General features: G+C 36.3%; 14 protein-coding genes. 1 reads left to right on the top strand and 13 read right to left on the bottom strand.

What is annotated here, in order from left to right; translation table 11 throughout:
- Positions 1-26: 26 nt before the first annotated feature.
- The 8 genes from GQR38_RS11130 to rfaH form a co-directional block, all read right to left on the bottom strand.
- Positions 27-1,139: an EpsG family protein gene (locus GQR38_RS11130; RefSeq protein WP_165721181.1), complete on the bottom strand. Its 1,113-nt coding sequence runs from the start codon at positions 1,137-1,139 to the stop codon at positions 27-29.
- Between the two features lie 15 nt (positions 1,140-1,154).
- Positions 1,155-2,234 (bottom strand): glycosyltransferase, encoded by a 1,080-nt coding sequence (locus GQR38_RS11125; protein ID WP_165721182.1) that lies wholly within the window; start codon positions 2,232-2,234, stop codon positions 1,155-1,157.
- On the bottom strand, positions 2,228-3,259 hold the full coding sequence (locus tag GQR38_RS11120) for a polysaccharide pyruvyl transferase family protein (protein ID WP_165721183.1): 1,032 nt from the start codon (positions 3,257-3,259) through the stop codon (positions 2,228-2,230). The genes GQR38_RS11125 and GQR38_RS11120 overlap by 7 nt, the downstream gene beginning before the upstream one ends.
- Positions 3,249-4,463 (bottom strand): oligosaccharide flippase family protein, encoded by a 1,215-nt coding sequence (locus tag GQR38_RS11115; RefSeq protein WP_165721184.1) that lies wholly within the window; start codon positions 4,461-4,463, stop codon positions 3,249-3,251. Before GQR38_RS11115 ends, GQR38_RS11120 begins: the two co-directional genes overlap by 11 nt.
- A gap of 575 nt (positions 4,464-5,038) precedes the next feature.
- Positions 5,039-7,288 (bottom strand): polysaccharide biosynthesis tyrosine autokinase, encoded by a 2,250-nt coding sequence (locus tag GQR38_RS11110; protein ID WP_165721185.1) that lies wholly within the window; start codon positions 7,286-7,288, stop codon positions 5,039-5,041.
- 15 nt (positions 7,289-7,303) lie between these two features.
- Positions 7,304-7,738: a low molecular weight protein-tyrosine-phosphatase gene (locus GQR38_RS11105; RefSeq protein ID WP_007582278.1), complete on the bottom strand. Its 435-nt coding sequence runs from the start codon at positions 7,736-7,738 to the stop codon at positions 7,304-7,306.
- Positions 7,739-7,750: 12 nt separating this feature from the next.
- The gene (locus tag GQR38_RS11100) at positions 7,751-8,866 is read right to left on the bottom strand and encodes a polysaccharide export protein (protein WP_165721186.1); all 1,116 of its coding nucleotides are present in this window, start codon (positions 8,864-8,866) and stop codon (positions 7,751-7,753) included.
- Positions 8,867-9,863: 997 nt separating this feature from the next.
- Entirely contained in the window at positions 9,864-10,346 is a 483-nt protein-coding gene (gene rfaH, locus GQR38_RS11090) for a transcription/translation regulatory transformer protein RfaH (protein ID WP_165721188.1), read from the bottom strand.
- A 669-nt stretch (positions 10,347-11,015) separates the two neighbouring features.
- On the opposite strand from rfaH, the gene GQR38_RS11085 reads away from it, so the two are divergent.
- Positions 11,016-12,386 (top strand): MBL fold metallo-hydrolase, encoded by a 1,371-nt coding sequence (locus GQR38_RS11085; protein WP_165721189.1) that lies wholly within the window; start codon positions 11,016-11,018, stop codon positions 12,384-12,386.
- Between the two features lie 798 nt (positions 12,387-13,184).
- Here the strand turns inward: GQR38_RS11085 and GQR38_RS11080 are convergent.
- From GQR38_RS11080 to pseC, 5 genes are all read right to left on the bottom strand, one after another.
- Positions 13,185-14,411 carry an exopolysaccharide biosynthesis polyprenyl glycosylphosphotransferase gene (locus GQR38_RS11080; RefSeq protein WP_024589829.1) on the bottom strand — a complete coding sequence of 409 codons (1,227 nt, stop codon included), beginning with the start codon at positions 14,409-14,411 and terminating at the stop codon, positions 13,185-13,187.
- A 241-nt stretch (positions 14,412-14,652) separates the two neighbouring features.
- Positions 14,653-15,714: a pseudaminic acid synthase gene (pseI, locus tag GQR38_RS11075; RefSeq protein ID WP_165721190.1), complete on the bottom strand. Its 1,062-nt coding sequence runs from the start codon at positions 15,712-15,714 to the stop codon at positions 14,653-14,655.
- A 7-nt stretch (positions 15,715-15,721) separates the two neighbouring features.
- The gene (pseG, locus tag GQR38_RS11070; RefSeq protein ID WP_165721191.1) at positions 15,722-17,245 is read right to left on the bottom strand and encodes a UDP-2,4-diacetamido-2,4,6-trideoxy-beta-L-altropyranose hydrolase; all 1,524 of its coding nucleotides are present in this window, start codon (positions 17,243-17,245) and stop codon (positions 15,722-15,724) included.
- Positions 17,239-17,925, bottom strand: a complete 687-nt coding sequence (gene pseF, locus GQR38_RS11065; protein ID WP_165721192.1) for a pseudaminic acid cytidylyltransferase — start codon at positions 17,923-17,925, stop codon at positions 17,239-17,241. The genes pseG and pseF overlap by 7 nt, the downstream gene beginning before the upstream one ends.
- Before the next feature lie 2 nt (positions 17,926-17,927).
- Complete coding sequence (gene pseC / locus GQR38_RS11060) at positions 17,928-19,088, bottom strand: UDP-4-amino-4,6-dideoxy-N-acetyl-beta-L-altrosamine transaminase (protein ID WP_165721193.1); 1,161 nt, start codon at positions 19,086-19,088, stop codon at positions 17,928-17,930.
- Between the last annotated feature and the right edge of the window lie 5 nt (positions 19,089-19,093).

Genomic DNA, 19,093 nt, shown 5'->3' with positions numbered 1-19,093 from the left:
TCAATAAAACAACATACACACCATTCTCAAAAAATATAGAAAGCAGGTAGTAACGACCAATTCTCAGCACTTAAAACATCTCTTGTATAAAAATTATAAACCTTAGAGGTTATATACAAAACAGGGACTACGGCAATAATAATGCGCAATATAAAGCTAGTATTATTCTTTTTTAGAAATATAAAAAGGTCGGGTACAATGAAGGCAAAAAAGAGAATGTAAATAAAGTTAAATCTATACGCTATAGGGATAGCAAAATAAAGTGGAATAATAAAAACCATTGTTGGTAGGAGCTTAAAAATCGTATCAGATACAGGGTTACTAACAACACTCTTATTTAAAAATAAATAGTAAATAATTGATAAATAGATTGCATATAAATAATTAGCTCCTGAAAAACCCTCACTTTCTTTAGACAAGTAATGCCCATAATTAACACTAATCAATACTACCTTGAACACTTCTACAATCAAAAATGAATTAGCAAGGACCAATAAAAAAAGGAAGATAAAAAGAGTCTTACTTTTCACTTTATTCAATACATAATAATAAATAATAAATACAACGCCCCAAAGACAAACCATTTGTATCAATGAAGAAAGAAGAGTAATCAATACAGCCTTTTTGTATTCATTTTTTGATAAAAACTTAACTACAAAAAAAAGTATAAAAACACCTAACATCATTCTTGAAAGGTTAAAACTTATTATTAAGAAAAAAGCAATTAAAAAATAAGAAAACAATCCGAATATAGAACTTGTGATGGACTTAGTAATCAACCTATATAAAAACAACATAACAAGAAAATAAAAAAATTGGAAAATTTGATAATTATCAATCACAGTCCTAAAAAACCAAACTACAGTTGCATATCCCTTTTCGTACCGCTGCTGTTCGAGCGCATCAAAATAACTATAAGAAAGCCCGTCAAATACAGACTTATACGTATCTGCATCTATTCCACCATATCCGTCTTCTATTACTCGCCATCCATATAAACTCGAAAGGAAAAAGCTAGTTAGGCATAACAATATAAATGAAACTGCTTTAAACTCAATTGACTTTAGTCTGACTAAGTAATTATCGTATAGGAAAAATATAATAGAGACTATTATTGGAAAAAAAATGTATGCATACATATGGGTTATAACAACCTAACTGACGTATATCTCATTGAGCCTCTCCATATTAAAGCGGATACTCAATGGGGATTTATCGAGTCGACTCCTACACTCAAGTATACTTTCTACTTTAGGCATTTGTAAGTTTAGAATCGTATTTTTGAAATCATCAACTCCATTTATACTTTTATAAAGAATATAATCAGACAATGTATGTTGCTTGGATAAAGTATCCGATACGATTAAGGGCTTTCCATAATACTGAGCTTCTAAGGCTACCATAGCTAAACCTTCATGAAGCGATGGAAGGATTATATAATCAAAGTCATATAACATTAATTCCTTTACATCATCCCGTAGACCGAGAAAAGTGATAGTATTATCTAGATTTAATCTCCGTACTTTATCTCGTATAGAAGTAAGTAACTCTCCACCACCAACAAGTTTAAACTTAAAGCTATTGGGAAATTCATCATTAATAGCTTTTGCTAATTCACATATAAAGTTATGATTTTTTTGCTTTGAAAAGCTTCCAACATGTCCAATTATGATTGGTTCATTATTTTTATTTACTTGTTCTGGAAAAGGTGCAACCAACCTAAGTCCGCAAGGTAAAATATAAACATTCTTAGATAATTGAAATAGTGACTTGGAAGCCTTATCACTAACGGCTATTTTTTTATTAGCAAATAGTTTCAATAGTAATTTACATACAGCGAAGTATGCTTTCTTCTGAAAACTCACATTTTTATACTCATCGCGCTTGTCATTGTGGCTTTGAGCTACTCGAACCTTTACTCCAGCTAAAAATGCAATAAATACTACAATCCCACTAAAATGATGAACATGGGAGTGAACAACATCATACTTCTCAGTTTTTAATTGCTTATACATCTCTATACAGTATTTAAAAAAACTTCTTTTCAAATCACTTTTTTTTATTTGGACTGAATTATTAGGAATTTGCTCTTCGAAGAATCCTTTATCTTTACTTTGAAGCAAAAAATGTAATTCAAAATCCTTTGAAGTGTTGTTATGTATAGCAATATCAGTCAACCATTTTTCTATCCCACCCGCAGAAAGTGATTTAAAAACATGAGCCACTTTTAACATTTAAATTGCTCCATCCACTTATTAATAGACTCTTCAGGAATTCTAACATTTGTTGGAAAATTACTTTTAATCTTATTAGTTAATTCTTTCTGAATATTCTCTCTTAAAACCACGGGCAGATTGAAATCTTTTTGTTTTTCAATCGCCCTATTGTCAACACCTAAAATTATTGCTCTTCTTCCTTTCTGCATAGCACGTATTCCAGCATGAAGTCTCGTACCTACAAAATCTAGAGACTCCGAACTATCTAAAATGACATCATAGGCATCAAGCCTTGGTGCTACTAATATAACGTGCTTCGTTAGATTTTTATCTAATTGATTGAAATACGATAAATCTCTACTGCCTTGAATCCAAAAATAGACACTTTTATAATTAGAAATTAAAATTTTAATCAATTCAGAATCTTTAATTAAATCAGCTCTGTAATCAGTTAAAGTAAAAACAACATTTTCAGCTTGCTCTTGTGGTATTTTTTTACAATGTGATTCAGTTAAACCCCACATTGTTGGACAGGAAGTGTTTATAACATTTTTCACACCAATAGTATTGAGCATGCTTAATGAATAACTATCTCGTACAGAATGTATAATATCTTTTTCTAATCGGTTGTTATAAACCCATTTGGTATAGCTAGATGGTTTCTTTTGATAATTGGACCAACCAACACCCATAAGCGTAAGAGGCTCAATCCTAAGAAAATCGAATGGTGAAAAATTCCACTGCTGAGAAGTCAATAAATTAGAGTTAAGAATATTTGATCCACAAACGAATCGGTAGTCACTAGTACTTGATCTATTAATACCAACATTACTTATCCCATCATGGGTACTTAGGTTGATAAACTGTTCATTTGAAAATAAATATTTCAACCATTTTTTAGCTGAATCATTAATGATTTCATCACCTACATTCATAGTACCTATGCTTGTATCAAACACAGTAATAGAATTATTAAATTTTGTTTTATCAAAGTAAACTTTAGATAAACCCAGCCTGTTCAGTACTTTACTTTTAACACTCAAGAAACACCATCCTTCTTGTTCTTTTAAATAGAACCATAAATACAAATGAAGAAAAAAACCAAAACATTAATAAACCACCTACAGCCATCTTTATATCAAAACGGTCAGAGTATAAAAAACAAAAACACACAAATAGAATTAACCCAATTGTATTTCTTATTAATGCAAAATGATAGAGGCCTTCAACTACCAATAATCGTCCATTATATATACCTAAAAAGTTAAAAAACACTAAGAAACTAATATACAAAGATGTTTCAAGATCATAAGCATAATCTACTCCAAAAAAGAGTGGAGCAAAGTAGTAGAAGAAAACAAAAATAACTAAAGTAGCAAGAGTCGATAAGAAATACATTCTTTTTAGATACTCATTTTTCTTAATTATATAGTAATCTGTATTATAACTTTTTAAGAGCAGTCTTAACCCCATCATCGAAGTTGCTACAGCTAAAATTAACGATGCATCTAAAACCCTAAGTGATAGAGCTAATTTACCAACTTGATCTAAAGTAGAATTTTTTTCAAGCCAAAGTAGCGAAACCTTTGAAACTGCACCGATAATAATTGTAGAGATGATTAGATACCAACCATCGCTCAAAATGCCTTTAATCACTTTTATTTTAGGAATTATAAACTGCTTGTTTTTTAAAATAAAAAAACATGAATAACCTAGAGGAAACGCTAATGCTTCGATAGAGTAGCTCAAAATGAAAAATTCTATTGAAATTTCAGTTTGAAAAATATACAGACGAAATAAGTTTGATACAATAATGACTCCAAAACTCACTATAAAAATTTTAGAGTAATCTTCAAAATAAAGGAGCCCTTGATAAGAAAAAGACATCATCATTGATATTGTAAATGGTAGGAAGTAAATTAATAACTCCCTAGGATCTTCTGAAAAGAAATGACTCCAAGAGTAATATAATGAAATAATAATAATTAGTGGAATAAATTTAATAGCAAAAAAGCTAAAAAAAACCTCAGAAGGGTTATTTGATTCTGATAGTCTTTTCTGAAATAAACCATCTATTCCAGCTAGCGAGAACACACCTAAAAACCCTGCGACAGCTAAATTAGCACTGTATAAACCATACAACTCAGGGCCCAAAAACTTTGCTAGTAACAGTATATAAACAGCACCAGATGCAACTTTTATATACCGCTCAAGCATCAAAAAAGTTGATGTCTTTAAACTATTCATAAACTATCTGATTTAATCTCAAAATTATAATATTCCTATACATGACTAACTTTCAACGGCAACATGAACTTTGCACTTTCTAGTGAAAATAAAATTAAATATATTAGTGAGTCTTTACGCAAGTCAGTAGTAACTAATCATATTTTGCTATTAGGTCTACTATTAAAACTAAGCTAAATTATTTACCCAAATAGAAAAACGGTTATTGATAAGTTATTTTTACTAGTATATAAAAATCACGCAAACTGTAAAAAGGATAAGTAACTCAGCGAAGTAAACTCTATAGAAGACTCTATTTTTGCGTTTAAAGCGAGTTTACAACTCTAAAAAACCGAACATTCTTGATGGATTAAATCTGATATCTATTATTTTAATGATAAGCCCCCTTAACTCCGATAAGTGTAGATAATTACACTACCCGTAGCTGTATTTCTTCATAGTAATATACAGGTATACTACAGAGCATAGAGCCACGCCTTCTATTTTGAGTAAATAAATTTAAACTATTTCATTGTAATTTATTTTTTTGTACTTTTATTTAAAAGCACCAAATAGGTCCTAATTTAAACTAAAAACTATTTATCGCTTTTGTACTCGTAGTTGTAGTATCCATAATACCCATAAGCATTACTTGCTTTTTTAACTACCCCATTAAATACCACGCCTTTTACATCTATGCCGTTTTGTTCAAAGCGATTGCGCGTGAGTTCTATTTCACGTACATGGTTTTGGCCAAAACGGGTTACAAGTAATGTAGTGCCTGTATGCGCACTTACAATTGCGGGGTCGGTTACTGCAAGTATTGGAGGGGTGTCGATAATTATAATATCGTAAGCTGCTCTTACTTCTTCAACTAATTTGCTAAAGTTACTATGCATTAATAACTCTGAAGGGTTTGGCGGTATTTGCCCCCGCGTAATAACACTTAAACCTTCAACTTTAGTTGGCTTAGTAACTTGCTCTAGGTTTAAACGGCCGGATAAGTAATCACTTAACCCATCGTCCCATTTTAAACCAAACTGTGTTTGTAAGTAGCCTTTACGCATATCGGCATCAATAATCAGTACTTTTTTACCGCTTTGTGCAAGCACACTTGCTAAGTTAACCGATATAAACGATTTACCTACGCTTGGGCTTGGGCCCGATATAGCAATAATGTTATTTTTAGCTTCCATCATCGCAAAGTGCAGGCTAGTTCGCAGGCTACGTAGTGCCTCTATTGCTAGGTCGGCTGGGTTATCTAGCGCGAGTATACTTTTAGGCTTATTAACTTTGTTTTTGCGGGCTCGCTCGGCAAAGCCACTTAGTTTATCTTGATAATCTGAGTGCGGTACACTTGCGTATACAGGTAGGCCTAGTGCTTCAATCTCTGCAGGGTCTTCAACCCCTTTATGCATTGCTTTCTGTATAAGCACAATTACCACTGCTAACATGCCGCCTAGCACAGTTGCCATTACTACGATTAATGCTTTTTTAGGTTTAACTGGCTTACTGATATTTACCTCAGCATAGTCAATAATACGTACATTACCTACAGTACCAGCACGCACTATATCAAGCTCTTGTGTTTTACTAAGCAGTAGTGTGTAAATTTGGTTACTTACCTCAACATCGCGCTTTAAACGTAGTAGCTCTTGTTGAGTTTCTGGCAGATTACCTACCTCACCTACAAGCTCTTGTTTTTGGCTTTCAACCGCTTCAATTTGCTCAAGTATGCCTTGGTATGAAGGGTGATCTTTTTTAAACTTTCGGCCAATATCTAAACGCTTTAAGTTTAGCTCTTGTAATTTGGTTTCAAGCTTAACAACTTGCTCAAGCACGCCTTGTGTTTCAAGTGTTATGTTTATTGATTGGCGCTTTATTTGGTAGTCGTTAAAGCGTTGCTCTGCGTATTCAAGCTGTTTTTTAATTTCTGGTAATTGTACTTCTAAAAACTCCAACGACTTTTGCGCTTCAGCGCTGTTGCGCTCAACATTGCGGCGTACATAAATAGCGGCCACTTTATCAAGTACTTTTTCGGCATAGCTTGGTTTAGTACTTTGTAAGCTTAAGTTAATTATGCCTGAGTCTTTGCCTTTTTCGCTTGCGCCAATTGCAGTTTGCAAATCTAAAATAGTATTTAGGCGATCTTTACGAGTAATTGTAAACTCTGTACCAGCGCGTGCATTTAAAGTACGAATAGTTAAGTTAAACTTACCGTTTGTAAGCTCCTCGCCTACTTTACCCGATAATATTTGCTCACCGTCACTATTTAAAAGTACAAGGCTATTATTAGCTTGCGCTACCAATGTAAATGCTTGATTTACAGCAAAGCGTGGTACATCAAACCTAAATACATTTATGCTCTCGCCACCCCACGCGTAGCTGCTTGCGCCAAAACTTGGCTCAGCTAAGTTGCCATCATCCATTGGGGTAAATTTACGGTATGCTCGGCTACCTATAAACGGGAATAGCTTAGGCTCTGCTGTTACATCAAGCTTTAAAGTGTCTACTGCTTCACCTATTATACTGCGCGACTTTAGTAGCTCTATTTCGGTTACTGCGGCCGATGTACTTTCGAACATGCCTGCCATATCGTCAAAACCAGGGACTGATGCGCCGCCGTCTTCAACTTGTATCATGGCTGTTGCTTGGTAAACAGGGGTACTTAATACTGCATAAATAACACCTACAAACATAAACAGCGCGGTTACGGCTACTATAAAATATTTGCGATCTAGCAATGCGCCTAGTAGCGGCATTAAATCAATTTCTTGCGTTGGTTGTGTGTTATTAGTGTTTTTATTATTAGCGTTACTAGCGCTGTTATTCGGCTGGGTATTCATTAAATTAGCCATTCCTTATAAATACTTTTGCCAAGCGCTACACGCGCTGTCGATTAATGTATAAACGTGTTCAAAAGCCTCTTGGCTTTGGCGGTACGGGTCTGGTATTTCGGCGTTATTAATCCATTTACCGAGTAAAAACGTTTTACCGCGCGCCTCTGGGTAGCGAGCATGTACGTCGTTTAAATGGCGTTCTTCCATTACGAGTATTACGCTGTTTTGCGCCACTAAGCTTGATGTAAGCTGCTGGCCTTGGTGAGCATCCATATTAACGCCATGTGCAAGTGCTATTTGTTTTGCTTTTGCATCTGCTGGTTTGCCTTCAAGCGCTGTTAACCCAGCAGACGATACTTTAATATTTTTGCCTTCAAGCTTTTGCTTTAAAACATACTCACCTGTTGGGCTACGGCAAATATTACCTGCACACACTACTAAAACTGAATCAAACATTTTTAAAAACCCTTAGTTTGATGAAATATCGTCTAGGCTATCAACCGATGCTACCGACGGTAATAACAAACTTATTACACGGTTCCAACGGGCAAGTGGTGCCGATGTTACATATACAATATCGCGCGGTTGTAACTCAAACTGCTCAGCTAATACCATTGCTGCTATATTTTTAGCGTGTAATTGGTATACGTTTGCAATAACACCAGTTTGCTCTAGGTCACTTTTACGCAGTACAAATACGCCATTAGCGTCGGCTGTTGCTTCGTTTAAGCCGCCTGAGTCGCTTAGCGCTTCGGCTAAGTTTAAACCATAACGGTTAAGCGTTACTGAACCTGCTTTTTTAACATCACCTAATACAAATATTTTTTGTGCATCGTTACGATTTACATGCACTATGTCGCCATGTTGCAGTAAACGGTTTTGCGAAATATCACCATGGGCATAAAAGTCATCAAGTTTAATAACTTCTGTTTTGTTGCCACGAGTAAATGTTACTGTGCGCCAATCGGCTGCATCAGTTAAGCCGCCAGCTTGGTTTAATGCATCAATTAAAGTAAGTGGAATTTCGGTTACTGGGTATACACCAGGCTTGTTAACTTCACCGGTAACGTAGGTTTTTTGGCTTCTAAAGCCAACTACTTTTACGTCTACTTGAGGGTCTTCTATTACTCGGCTTAGGCGTTTAACAAGCTCATTACGTACCTGGCTTATTGTTTTACCAGCAGCAGGTATATTTGGTGCGTAAGCGTAAGTAATGGTACCGTCTCGTTGTACTCTAAAGCCGTCAAACTCTGCGGTACGTTGTACTGCTGCCGGTATTGTTAACTCTGGATGATCCCATACGCCTATTGTTAGTACGTCGCCAACACCTAGTTTGTATTCGTAGTTACTTACGTTTAAACCATCAGTGCTTGAAATTGGTTTAGCTGCTATACGCGCTTGATTTTGTTTATTTATTAGTAGCGAGTCGATTATTTGAATGTTTACTTTTTCGAGATCTTGTTCGAGGTTTTGTGTTTGCTCGCCTGAGTCTATACCTTCAAAGTGGCTGCCTGGTACTATTGTACAGCCGGTCATGCTTAGTATTGCGAGTATTGATGCGAGTGATTTACAGCTTAACGCCATTGTAGAATCCCAAAATTATTTTAATATTGCACTTACTCACCAACCTTGGTGAGCACTTGTATTTTAACCGACTAATTAAAGCATGTGCACTATTGTGAAGCAATAGTCTTTGCTTTGTAAAAGCTTTGTTACTAAGTTTTTAATTAGCACTGAAATTATATCAGTATTTTCATAAGGTCTTTATGAATAAATTTAATTGATAGCCGTTTTCAGTAAAACACTTAACGCATTCATCACCAATTGCACAAAGAGAAGCGAGTGAGGAGTAGTAAATGAGGAGCATTTAAACAAGTACTTTATGGCTGTTTACTTCTCTAAAGCACAGTGCGCTCTTAACCCTTTCATGAATAAACCCTATTACGAGCTTTGCTCGTCACGCCAGCAAGCTACTCGTCTACGAGTGACCGTAACCACGGTGTTAAACTTTGCCACGGGGCTTCAACGTTAAAAGCGCAGCGTGCTCATAACTTCTTTTTGAAATACATTTATTGATAATTGCACAAAGAGAAGCAAATGAGGAGTAAATGAGAAGCCATTTAAATAAGTACTTGTGGCTGTTTACTTCTCTAAAGCGCAGCGCCCTCTTAACCTCTTTGTGAATAAATCACTCAAAATATGATTGCACAAAGAGAAGCGAATGAGGAGTAAATGAGAAGACATTTAAATAAGTACTTTATGGCTGTTTACTTATCTAAAGCGCAGTGCGCTCTTAACCCTTTTGTTAAGAAGTTCTATTACGAGCTTTGCTCGTCACGCCAGCAAGCTGCGCGTCTACAAGTGAACTTAACCATGTAGCTTTAAGTGCTTTAGGCACGCTTCCGCCCTTAGGTTACAGTTCCTAGTTACTGATATAAAAATATTTTTTCGCGGCATAAAGCCGCTGCTACATTTTAATTCACGCAGTGTAAAACCGCTGCTACGTTTTAATTCACGCGGTGTAAAACCGCTGCTACGCTTTAATTCACGCGGCATAAAGCCGCTGCTACGTTTTTAGTTATTATTGTTTAATATCTTTATTATCTACACTTACTTCAATTCTTTGATTAAGTAAGTTAATTAGTAAAATACTGCGCAAGTCGCCATCGGGCTCTTTGTATATTGCCTGTATATTACTGAATGAATCGTTATTCACACTTACTACATCACCTGTTTTTGGTATTTGTGATTCAGTAGTGTGTGAACGTTCATTTTTTAGCTGGTCAATTATGTGCTTAGAAACCAACTGATAATTTGACCCATAAGAAACAAAACCGCCTATTCCACGGGTGTTTTTTACAGCAGAAAAATTACCATTTTTTGATTCAAGGCATACAAATAAATAATTAGGGAATAAAGCAGTGTGTTTGACGGTCCGACGACCTTTAACCAGCCTCTCGGTGGTTAATTGGGGGTAAAACGCTTCAATCCCTTGATTTTGCAAGTTAGTTTTGGCTCTCTCTTCTTGCTTAGGTTTGCATACGACTAAATACCAACATTCCATAGTAGCCCTTAATACATAACTAAATTGCAAAAAATACAATTCCAAACTAAACAGCGGCGACATTATAGCCAACATAGAGTGCCTATGTAAATACGTCTTAGTGGTTAATAGCCACTCACTTTAATAAATATTGTTATTGAGTTTAAAGGGAGTAAAGGCTTTAACGCTAGTTTAGTACCTATAAAGCCATGTTTAGATTGGGCTAAACAAAAGTTTAGCCGCGAAAATTTATTAAAAACTTTAATTAATATTTTTTTAATAAATATATAAATAAGAGCGCGAAGTAAATTCGCACCTACAAGTTGGTACATGTTTGTAGGTGAGGTTTTATACCTCGCTTTTTTTGGAGTTAATACAAGAGCGCGAAGTAAATTCGCACCTACCGGTTGGTATATATTTGTAGGTGAGGTTTTATACCTCGCTTTTGGGGAGTTAAAACATGAGTGCGAAGTAAATTCGCACCTCCGGTTGGTACATGTTTGTAGCTGAGGTTTTATACCTCGCTTTTTTAGGTGTTAAAACATGAGCGCGAAGTAAATTCGCGCCTACAGGTGGGTACATGCTTCTAGATAAGGTTATTAATTTAGCCCAAGCGTTAGAACCTTGAATAATTATGGCTTTACTTCTACCTTAAAATTCAATGTAACAAATTGATGACAAGGAAGCACAATGCAAATACTTCACCACGGAGCGGTTAATGGGGTTACTGGTTCGTGCCACGAGCTAGTCGTTAACGAGCAAACAAGTGTGCTTATTGATTGCGGGTTATTTCAAGGCGAAGACTCTAAAGCCGATTTATCAATTGAGTTTAATATTACCCATGTTACTGCGCTTATTGTTACTCATTGCCATATTGACCATGTTGGGCGAATTCCTTACTTATTAGCAGCCGGTTTTAAAGGCCCTATTTTTACAAGTATTGCATCTGCCAGCTTATTACCTTTAGTAATTGAAGATGCTTTAAAAGTGGGTGTAACCCGCGACCCTAAAATTATAGCTGCCTGCTTAAGCTTATTAAATAAACGTATAGTTGCTGTAGATTATAAAACGTGGTTTGAACTACCTTGCAAAGGGCTCAGTAAAGCTAAAGCGAGGTTTCAGCGTGCAGGCCATATATTAGGTTCTGCATACGTTGAAATTGATGTTACAAATAGCGATAACAACAAACATTGCGTTGTATTTTCCGGAGACTTAGGCGCGCCATATACCCCGTTACTCCCTTCGCCAAAGCCGCCCTATAAAGCCGACACCCTAGTTATTGAATCAACCTACGGTGATAAAAATCACCAAGGCCGTAAAGAGCGTACTAAAACGCTAAAAAGCATTATTGAACGCGCCGTAGCCGACAATGGTGTTGTTTTAGTACCTGCTTTTAGTATTGGCCGCACACAAGAGCTACTTTATGAATTAGAGCAACTCATACATAGCTCATCTAAAAAGTCTAAGTGGCGAGACATTCACGTAATACTCGACTCCCCTATGGCAGCCAATTTTACTGAGCAATACAAAACGTTTAAGCACCTATGGGATAGCGAGGCCAAACGCAAAGTTGCAAACGGTAGGCACCCGCTCGATTTTAACAATCTAACTACGGTTGATTCACACAAAGAGCATTTGGCTGTTATTAACTATTTAAGTTCGCGACAAACACCAGCCATAATATTAGCGGCAAGTGGTATGTGCACTGGTGGCCGAATAGTTAATTATCTTGAGCGATTTTTAAGTGACAAAACCACCGATGTATTGTTTGTAGGTTACCAAGGAAACAAAACGTTAGGCCGCGAAATTCAAACATATGGCCCACGTAATGGGTATATTTTTATAAATGATGCTCGTATTACTATAAACGCAAAAGTACATACAATTAGCGGGTACAGCGCCCATGCCGATCAAAACGGATTAATTAAGTTTGTAACGGGCATGCATAATAAGCCAAGCCATATAAAAATTGTACATGGCGATGATGATGCTAAAGCTGCTTTGGCAGATAAGTACAGGGCTGTTTTGGACCTAGGTGCAATTATAGAAATTGGAAAGTAGTTTATAACAGTAAATATTTATAGATCTATTTTTACTGTAAGTACAACTTTTGAGTTGAATTAAATGTAATCAAGGTAATCAAGGTAATCAAGGTAATTACGCAGTATGTATATCGAAATTTGAAGTGGTAGTCTAAAGTAAATCCCCGTAATAGCTCCTACACCAGTGCTGTGGCTAATAACTTTTAAATAATAAATTAAGTTTACCTAGCACTAAGAAGGCAATTATATTGGTGCAATTGTGAGAGTTCTTCGATTAACTGAATTTTTAAGTGAGCTATCGTCTTAAGCTAAATTATTAACAGCGTGGACTGTCCAGCCACCTTCTCATTTCAAAAATTTAAATTCACTTTGTAAGTAATTACCTAATTTTGTTACTTGCTGAGTAGCGACTTGGGTTATTCAGTTTAGTCACAAAGCTTAAGTTACTATATAAATAATCATTATTGTATTAATCGATGACTCGTTTTATTTTTTCACTATTAAATTTAGGTATTAAAAATAATCGCCATGTTAAAGTGACTTTTTGGCAGAGATAACGCTGGCAATTTAAAAGTACGGCAGTACTTAACAGATATTAAACTTTAGTCGAGCAGATAAAATGTAATTTTAAGACAATATTAATCACCCCTTTCTGTCAAGGCTTACTAAATACCAGCTATCGGTATATATAACTAAAAAATTTCTATTACCAATAGCTGCAATTTCAAACCGGAGATTCTTCCATTTATTTAACGATTGAGCTTTTAAATATGAATATCAAATTTTATATTAACGTCTTTCCACACTTTCTAGTTGGTTACTTTGCACCAAACCCCGTTAGCATTGTCCTGATGGTTTTAAATACAATATTAAGATCAAGCCAAAAAGATAAGTGTTTAATATAATAAAGGTCATATGCTAACTTTTCTTTTGTTGAATCCGTATCATCAGCATAACCTTGTACAGTTTGCGCCCAACCAGTTATACCTGGCTTTACTATATGCCTATAGCCATAAAATGGAATTTCTTGTTCAAATAGCTTAACAAAAGATTCTTGTTCAGGCCGTGGGCCAATTAATGCCATATCACCTTTTAGAACATTAAAAAACTGTGGTAATTCGTCAATTCTTACTTTTCGAATCACCTTACCTATGCGAGTTATTCTAGCATGCTCTTCAGTAGCAAACTTATCCTCTGCACAACTAGTTTTTACCGTCATACTTCTGAATTTATAAATTTTAAAAACTCGACCAGCTTGTCCTACACGTTCTTGCGTAAATATAACAGGGCCTCGACTTTCTAATCGAATAGCAATAGCTGTAAGAACCATAATTAAAAGAGTTAAGGGGAGTGTTAAAACAATAATTACAGTCTCCCAAAGGCGCTTAAATATTTGATAAATTGGATTAGGCTGTAAGGTACCAATTGAATTGTCAGATAAATGTTTTATTTGCACCTTTCCATCAATCATCTCTTTGATACTATCCGCATGGAAAACTGGGATGTTATTAAGGCTGCAATCAGCAATAAACTTCTCTTGATGATGAGTAATATTTTTGTGGAGATCAACAACTAAGCCATCCTTAATTGCAGATTGCCTATATGGTTCAGTTAAAAAGTAAACGTCGAGGTTTTCATGGTCAATTAGATCTTGCGTGTCAAAGTTATCTATTACATGTAAAGTAAGCTTTTTATGTCCTGTTCTCAAAATAGTAGTAATAAAAAGCCAAACAAAACTAAAAGCCGCTCCTATTGCTAATAGATATAAAGAATAATCAAACCGTAATAATAATATTAGAGATAAAGAGATACCATAAACAGAAAATATTACGGGTATTATATAATATTTACGATCAACTAATAGATACTTTGCAACTAAAGGTAAAGCGAATGCCGTTGCCAAATAACTCCCACACACTAAAATAAGCGAGTTTCTAACAGACTCTTCAGATATTGGATACATTGAAGATAAAACAACACATATTGATGTGAAAACGATACCAAGAAAATGGCAAATATATGAATTAGAAAAAAGTTTATTCACGTTGAAATCTTTTGGTTGATAAAAATAATATACATTGACATGCACCATCCTTGTAGAATTTAGCATTAACGGCTTGATTCTCTGAGTATTATACTTGAAGTAGAGTCAGATGAGCAATCTAGCTATAAAAAACTTTGCAATTATTTGTAACCAGAATTATAAATTCTGTGTAAAACCTTTCATCATTTGATAACCATTAGCATGAAATAGCTTAAATAATTGCATAAGAAAGTATGTTAGATTATTTTTTTCTATTTTCTACATACAATTTTTTTAAAGCTGTTCCAGCTTTAATACTTTGCGTGGCTACGCTTCCAAGTACCTCATGTAAGTACTTGGGAGCTAAGCCATAACCAGGTCTTATACTTTTTACATTTTCATGTGTAAATAACTCACCTTCAGCAACATCTTTTACCACATAGAGTGAGCGCCTAAATATTGCATTACCTTTTTCACTCTCTTTTCGCTCGTAATTTACTTTACCAACCGCTTCCCATGCTATTTTAGAGTCTCTACATAACTGTAATAACTCTGGCTTTTCTAGGGAGAAACTATCATCCGGTCCACCACCATTTCTATTAAGCGTTACATGCTTTTCTATTAAGCATGCGCCTAACGCCACTGATGTAATAGCCGTCGTATTATCAATAGTATGGTCTGATAGACCCGTTAATACATCAAAACGTGTGGCCATATCTGCAACAGTCGCCAAATTATAATCGCCTGATGGCGCTGGGTAACCACTTACACAATGCAGTACAACAAGCTCTTTACACCCTGCATTTTTTGCTGTTTCTACTGCTTCACGTATTTCTTCTTCGTTCGCCATACCCGTTGAGATAATCATTGGCTTACCAGTCTTCGCAACATACTCGATTAATGGTAAATCGATGGCTTCAAATGACGCTATTTTGTACGCAGGAGCACCAAGCTCTTCGAGTAAATCAACGGCAGTAAAGTCAAACGGCGAGCTAAAAATAGTGATACCTAACTCTTTGGCTTTTTCAAATAAAGGTTTATGCCATTCCCACGGCATGTGCGCTTCTTCATATAAGTCATACAGTGTTTTACCATCCCACAACCCACCTTTAATTAAGAATTCAGGGTTATCGCTTTTCATTGTTATGGTATCAGGGCGATAAGTTTGCAGCTTCATTGCATCTGCACCACACTCTTTTGCCATTTCCATTATTTTGTAGGCATTTTCGATATCACCGTTATGATTCGCTGACATTTCAGCAATGATATACGGCGCATAGCCAGGGCCAATTTTTCTGTTATCGATAGTAATAAATTTATTCATAAATCCCTCACTCCACAGGTTGTCGAGTAAATTGCTCTTCATTAATTCGTTGGTAGCCAGCTCGGCTAAACAAAGCTTGTGATGCTGCATTTTCTTTTAGTACAACAGCATGTATAATTTTTGTAGGATGCAATATATCTACTTGTTTTAAAGCGAGTTTCGCAACCCCTTTACCAAAGTGCTCTGGTGCTATAAAGATGGAAATGGTATACGTATCTACGGCTGTCATATCTAACCTGACCACACCTACAGAAGTCGTTTTTTCATCTTTGCTATTGGTTAGCTCAATGACATAAAAGTAGTCATTTTTACTTGCTAGCTTTTTAGTCATCCAAGCCCGATGCTCAGCCAAACTCGGAACGTCTTTATTAAGTGCATAACGACGTGTTTCGGGTTTACATTGCCAAGCGTACACCTGTTCAACATCAAGCTGTGTCGCTAATCTTAGGGTTAGTGAACCGCTAAATAATTGAGTAATATGCTTCATTAATCGCTTAACACCTTGCCCATCACATAACTGCAGGTTTATTGTTCGCATTTTTGAATAGTCTGTAATTAACTGCTCATAGGCCTTCATTAAACTTTTACTAATCGCCTCTAACTCAACGCTAATTGCAGCACCAACGGCTTCTAAATTTTTACAAATAGTCTGCTGGTTATCAGCAAGTGCAATAACAATACTTGGTAAGCCGACACAAGCACGTTCCCATGACGTTGAGCCTGGCGCGCCAATGGCAATATCATGTTCACACATGAGAGTAGCCATGTCATCTACAAAATCGATATGAGTCAACCACGCGCTATGCTTTACAGCAAACTCTGTAACACTTTTATAGTGAGGTGCTTTAGGGCTAAGCAATACAGTCGTTATTGGCGGGTTAACGCTTTTCTTTAAAACATCAAGTACATGCAATGTCGCATTGGGGGCATCTATACCCCCCATAGATAATAATAAACGCGGTGTATTCGCTAATGTATTTAAAGCTATCAATTGTGATGAATGTCGATGCGAAAAGTGAGTATTTATAATTGCATATTGCGTGCCCGTTAAGACGGTGGCCTTAGAGTTTAATAAACGATACTCGCTTGGCTCTCTAAGCAATGTTTGATCTATAATCAAGTCTGCAGCGTGCTCTCTTACTAAGTCGTCAATTGCAATGATTTTACAGTTATACGCTTTTTTTACTACCTTATGCCACTGTGCACCAATACCATAGTGGTCTGTAATAACTAAATCAGGACTATCGAATGCAGTAGCGCATTCTTGGGCATCATCACACTCAGTGACTTGCAACCACGCGGCATAATCCGCAGTCGAGGTTGGTACTAGCCAATCTGCAGGTTGCTGTAATTCATAAATAGAGAAACCACGCTGCTTTATAAATGTGACTAAATCACCGTTTTGCGGGCGGGTGGCAAATAAAACGTCGTGACCATCTAGTTTTAGCCTATCAGCCAATACTAAGCAACGCATGATATGGCCGCTGCCTATGTAAGAAGATGCATCAGCCCTAATTACGACCTTTAGCATTCAATCGCTCGGAACAAAGCTTCTGCCAATTCCCAATCTTCAGGTGTATCTATGTCTTGTACTCGTTTACGTGGTAACAAAACAGCCTTCGACCTTGTTCCAAAAATAGCTTTTTTTGCTATAAATGCCTTCGCAGTGCCCCAATAAAACTGCCCGGCATCATGGTATGCTTCTTCGAGATCTTGCGAACGAGTATTTAAATGTTCTGGCTGAAACATTTCAACACATTGTGCATCATTAAGCTTTAAAGCTCTTTGAATTGGAAAAGGAAAACTTGTTGCACTGAAGGCGTAATCTATATTACTCGATGTCAGCTCTATAAATCCGCGCTGGATAAACTCAGGTATTAAAAAAGGAGCGGTTGCATATATACAACATACATTTTCAACATCCCATCCCTGTAACTCGGTATACTCGACAGCATGCTTTATTACATCAAGCGTAGTTGCATAATCATCCGCAATATTAGCAGGGCGCATAAATGGCACTTCTGCCCCATATTGTATTGCAATATCAGCTATTTCAGTATCATCTGTAGAGACAATTACTTTATCAAAACACTTGCTGTCTAAAGCCGCTTCAATCGAATAAGCAATCATTGGCTTACCGTGAAACTCTTTGATATTTTTGCGAGGTATACGCTTACTTCCACCACGAGCAGGAATGATTGCTATATTCATGATTAGGCTTCTAATATTAGTGTTAGCTTACTGATAACTTCGTCTTGCTGCTCATGGGTCATACCATGAAACATCGGCAATGAAATAGCATTGCTGTAATAACTCTCTGCATTTGGAAAGTCACCTTGTTTAAAGCCCATTTTTTGGTAATAAGGCTGTAGGTGCACTGGAATATAATGCAGGTTAACACCAATACCGTTTTCTCTTAGCTCGTCAAACACTTCTTTATGCGTTTTGCTAATTTCATTTAGGTTTAGACGAATAACATATAAATGTAAGCCAGAATAAGTGTTAGGCAACTGATAAGGCAGTACAATCGGTAAACTGGCCAGCTTATCGTAATAACGCACTGCTAATTCATGACGTGCGGAAACGAACTCACTTAACCGGCTCATTTGCGAAACACCGAGTGCAGCTTGCAGCTCCGTCATGCGGTAGTTAAAACCTAAATCCACTTGCTCATAGTACCAACCACCATGCGATGCATTTTCCATTAATGCTTCGTCACGTGTTATTCCATGGCTTCGGTAAAGTGCCATTTTGTCTGCAAGTGCTTTGCTATTAGTTAATGCCGCACCACCTTCTGCAGTGGTAACAATTTTAACAGGGTGAAAGCTAAACACGGTAATATCACTGTATTCACATGAGCCAATTGGTTGTTCTAAATAACGTCCACCTATTGCATGTGAAGCATCTTCAATGACTTTAAAGCCATATTCTATAGATAACGCATGGATTGCTTTCATGTCACATGGCTGACCACATAAATGCACTGCAACTAAAACTTTAGGCAAAATACCTTCTTTTTTAGCGCGGATAAGCTTTTCTTTTAATGCTACAGGGCAAAGATTATAAGTTGCGGGATCTATATCAACAAAATCTACTGATGCGCCACAATACAAACCACAATTAGCTGAGGCTACAAAAGTGACAGGTGTTGTCCATAATATATCACCGGCCCCTAATTCAAGCGCTAAACAAGCAATATGCAAAGCTGACGTTGCACTATTAACAGCCAAGGCATGATTGGCGCCGCTTGAATCCATCAGTGCACGTTCAAACGCAGGGACTTGTGGCCCTTGCGTCAAAAAGTCCGACTTTAATACATTAACCACAGCATCAATATCTGCTTGAGTTATATCTTGCTTTCCATACGGTATCATTTAGC

The organism is Pseudoalteromonas sp. c7(2019), from assembly GCF_011378625.1.
Taxonomy (GTDB): Bacteria; Pseudomonadota; Gammaproteobacteria; order Enterobacterales; family Alteromonadaceae; genus Pseudoalteromonas; species Pseudoalteromonas arctica.
Note: the sequence above shows the minus strand (reverse complement) of the source record. Positions and strands in the feature narration are given on the sequence as shown.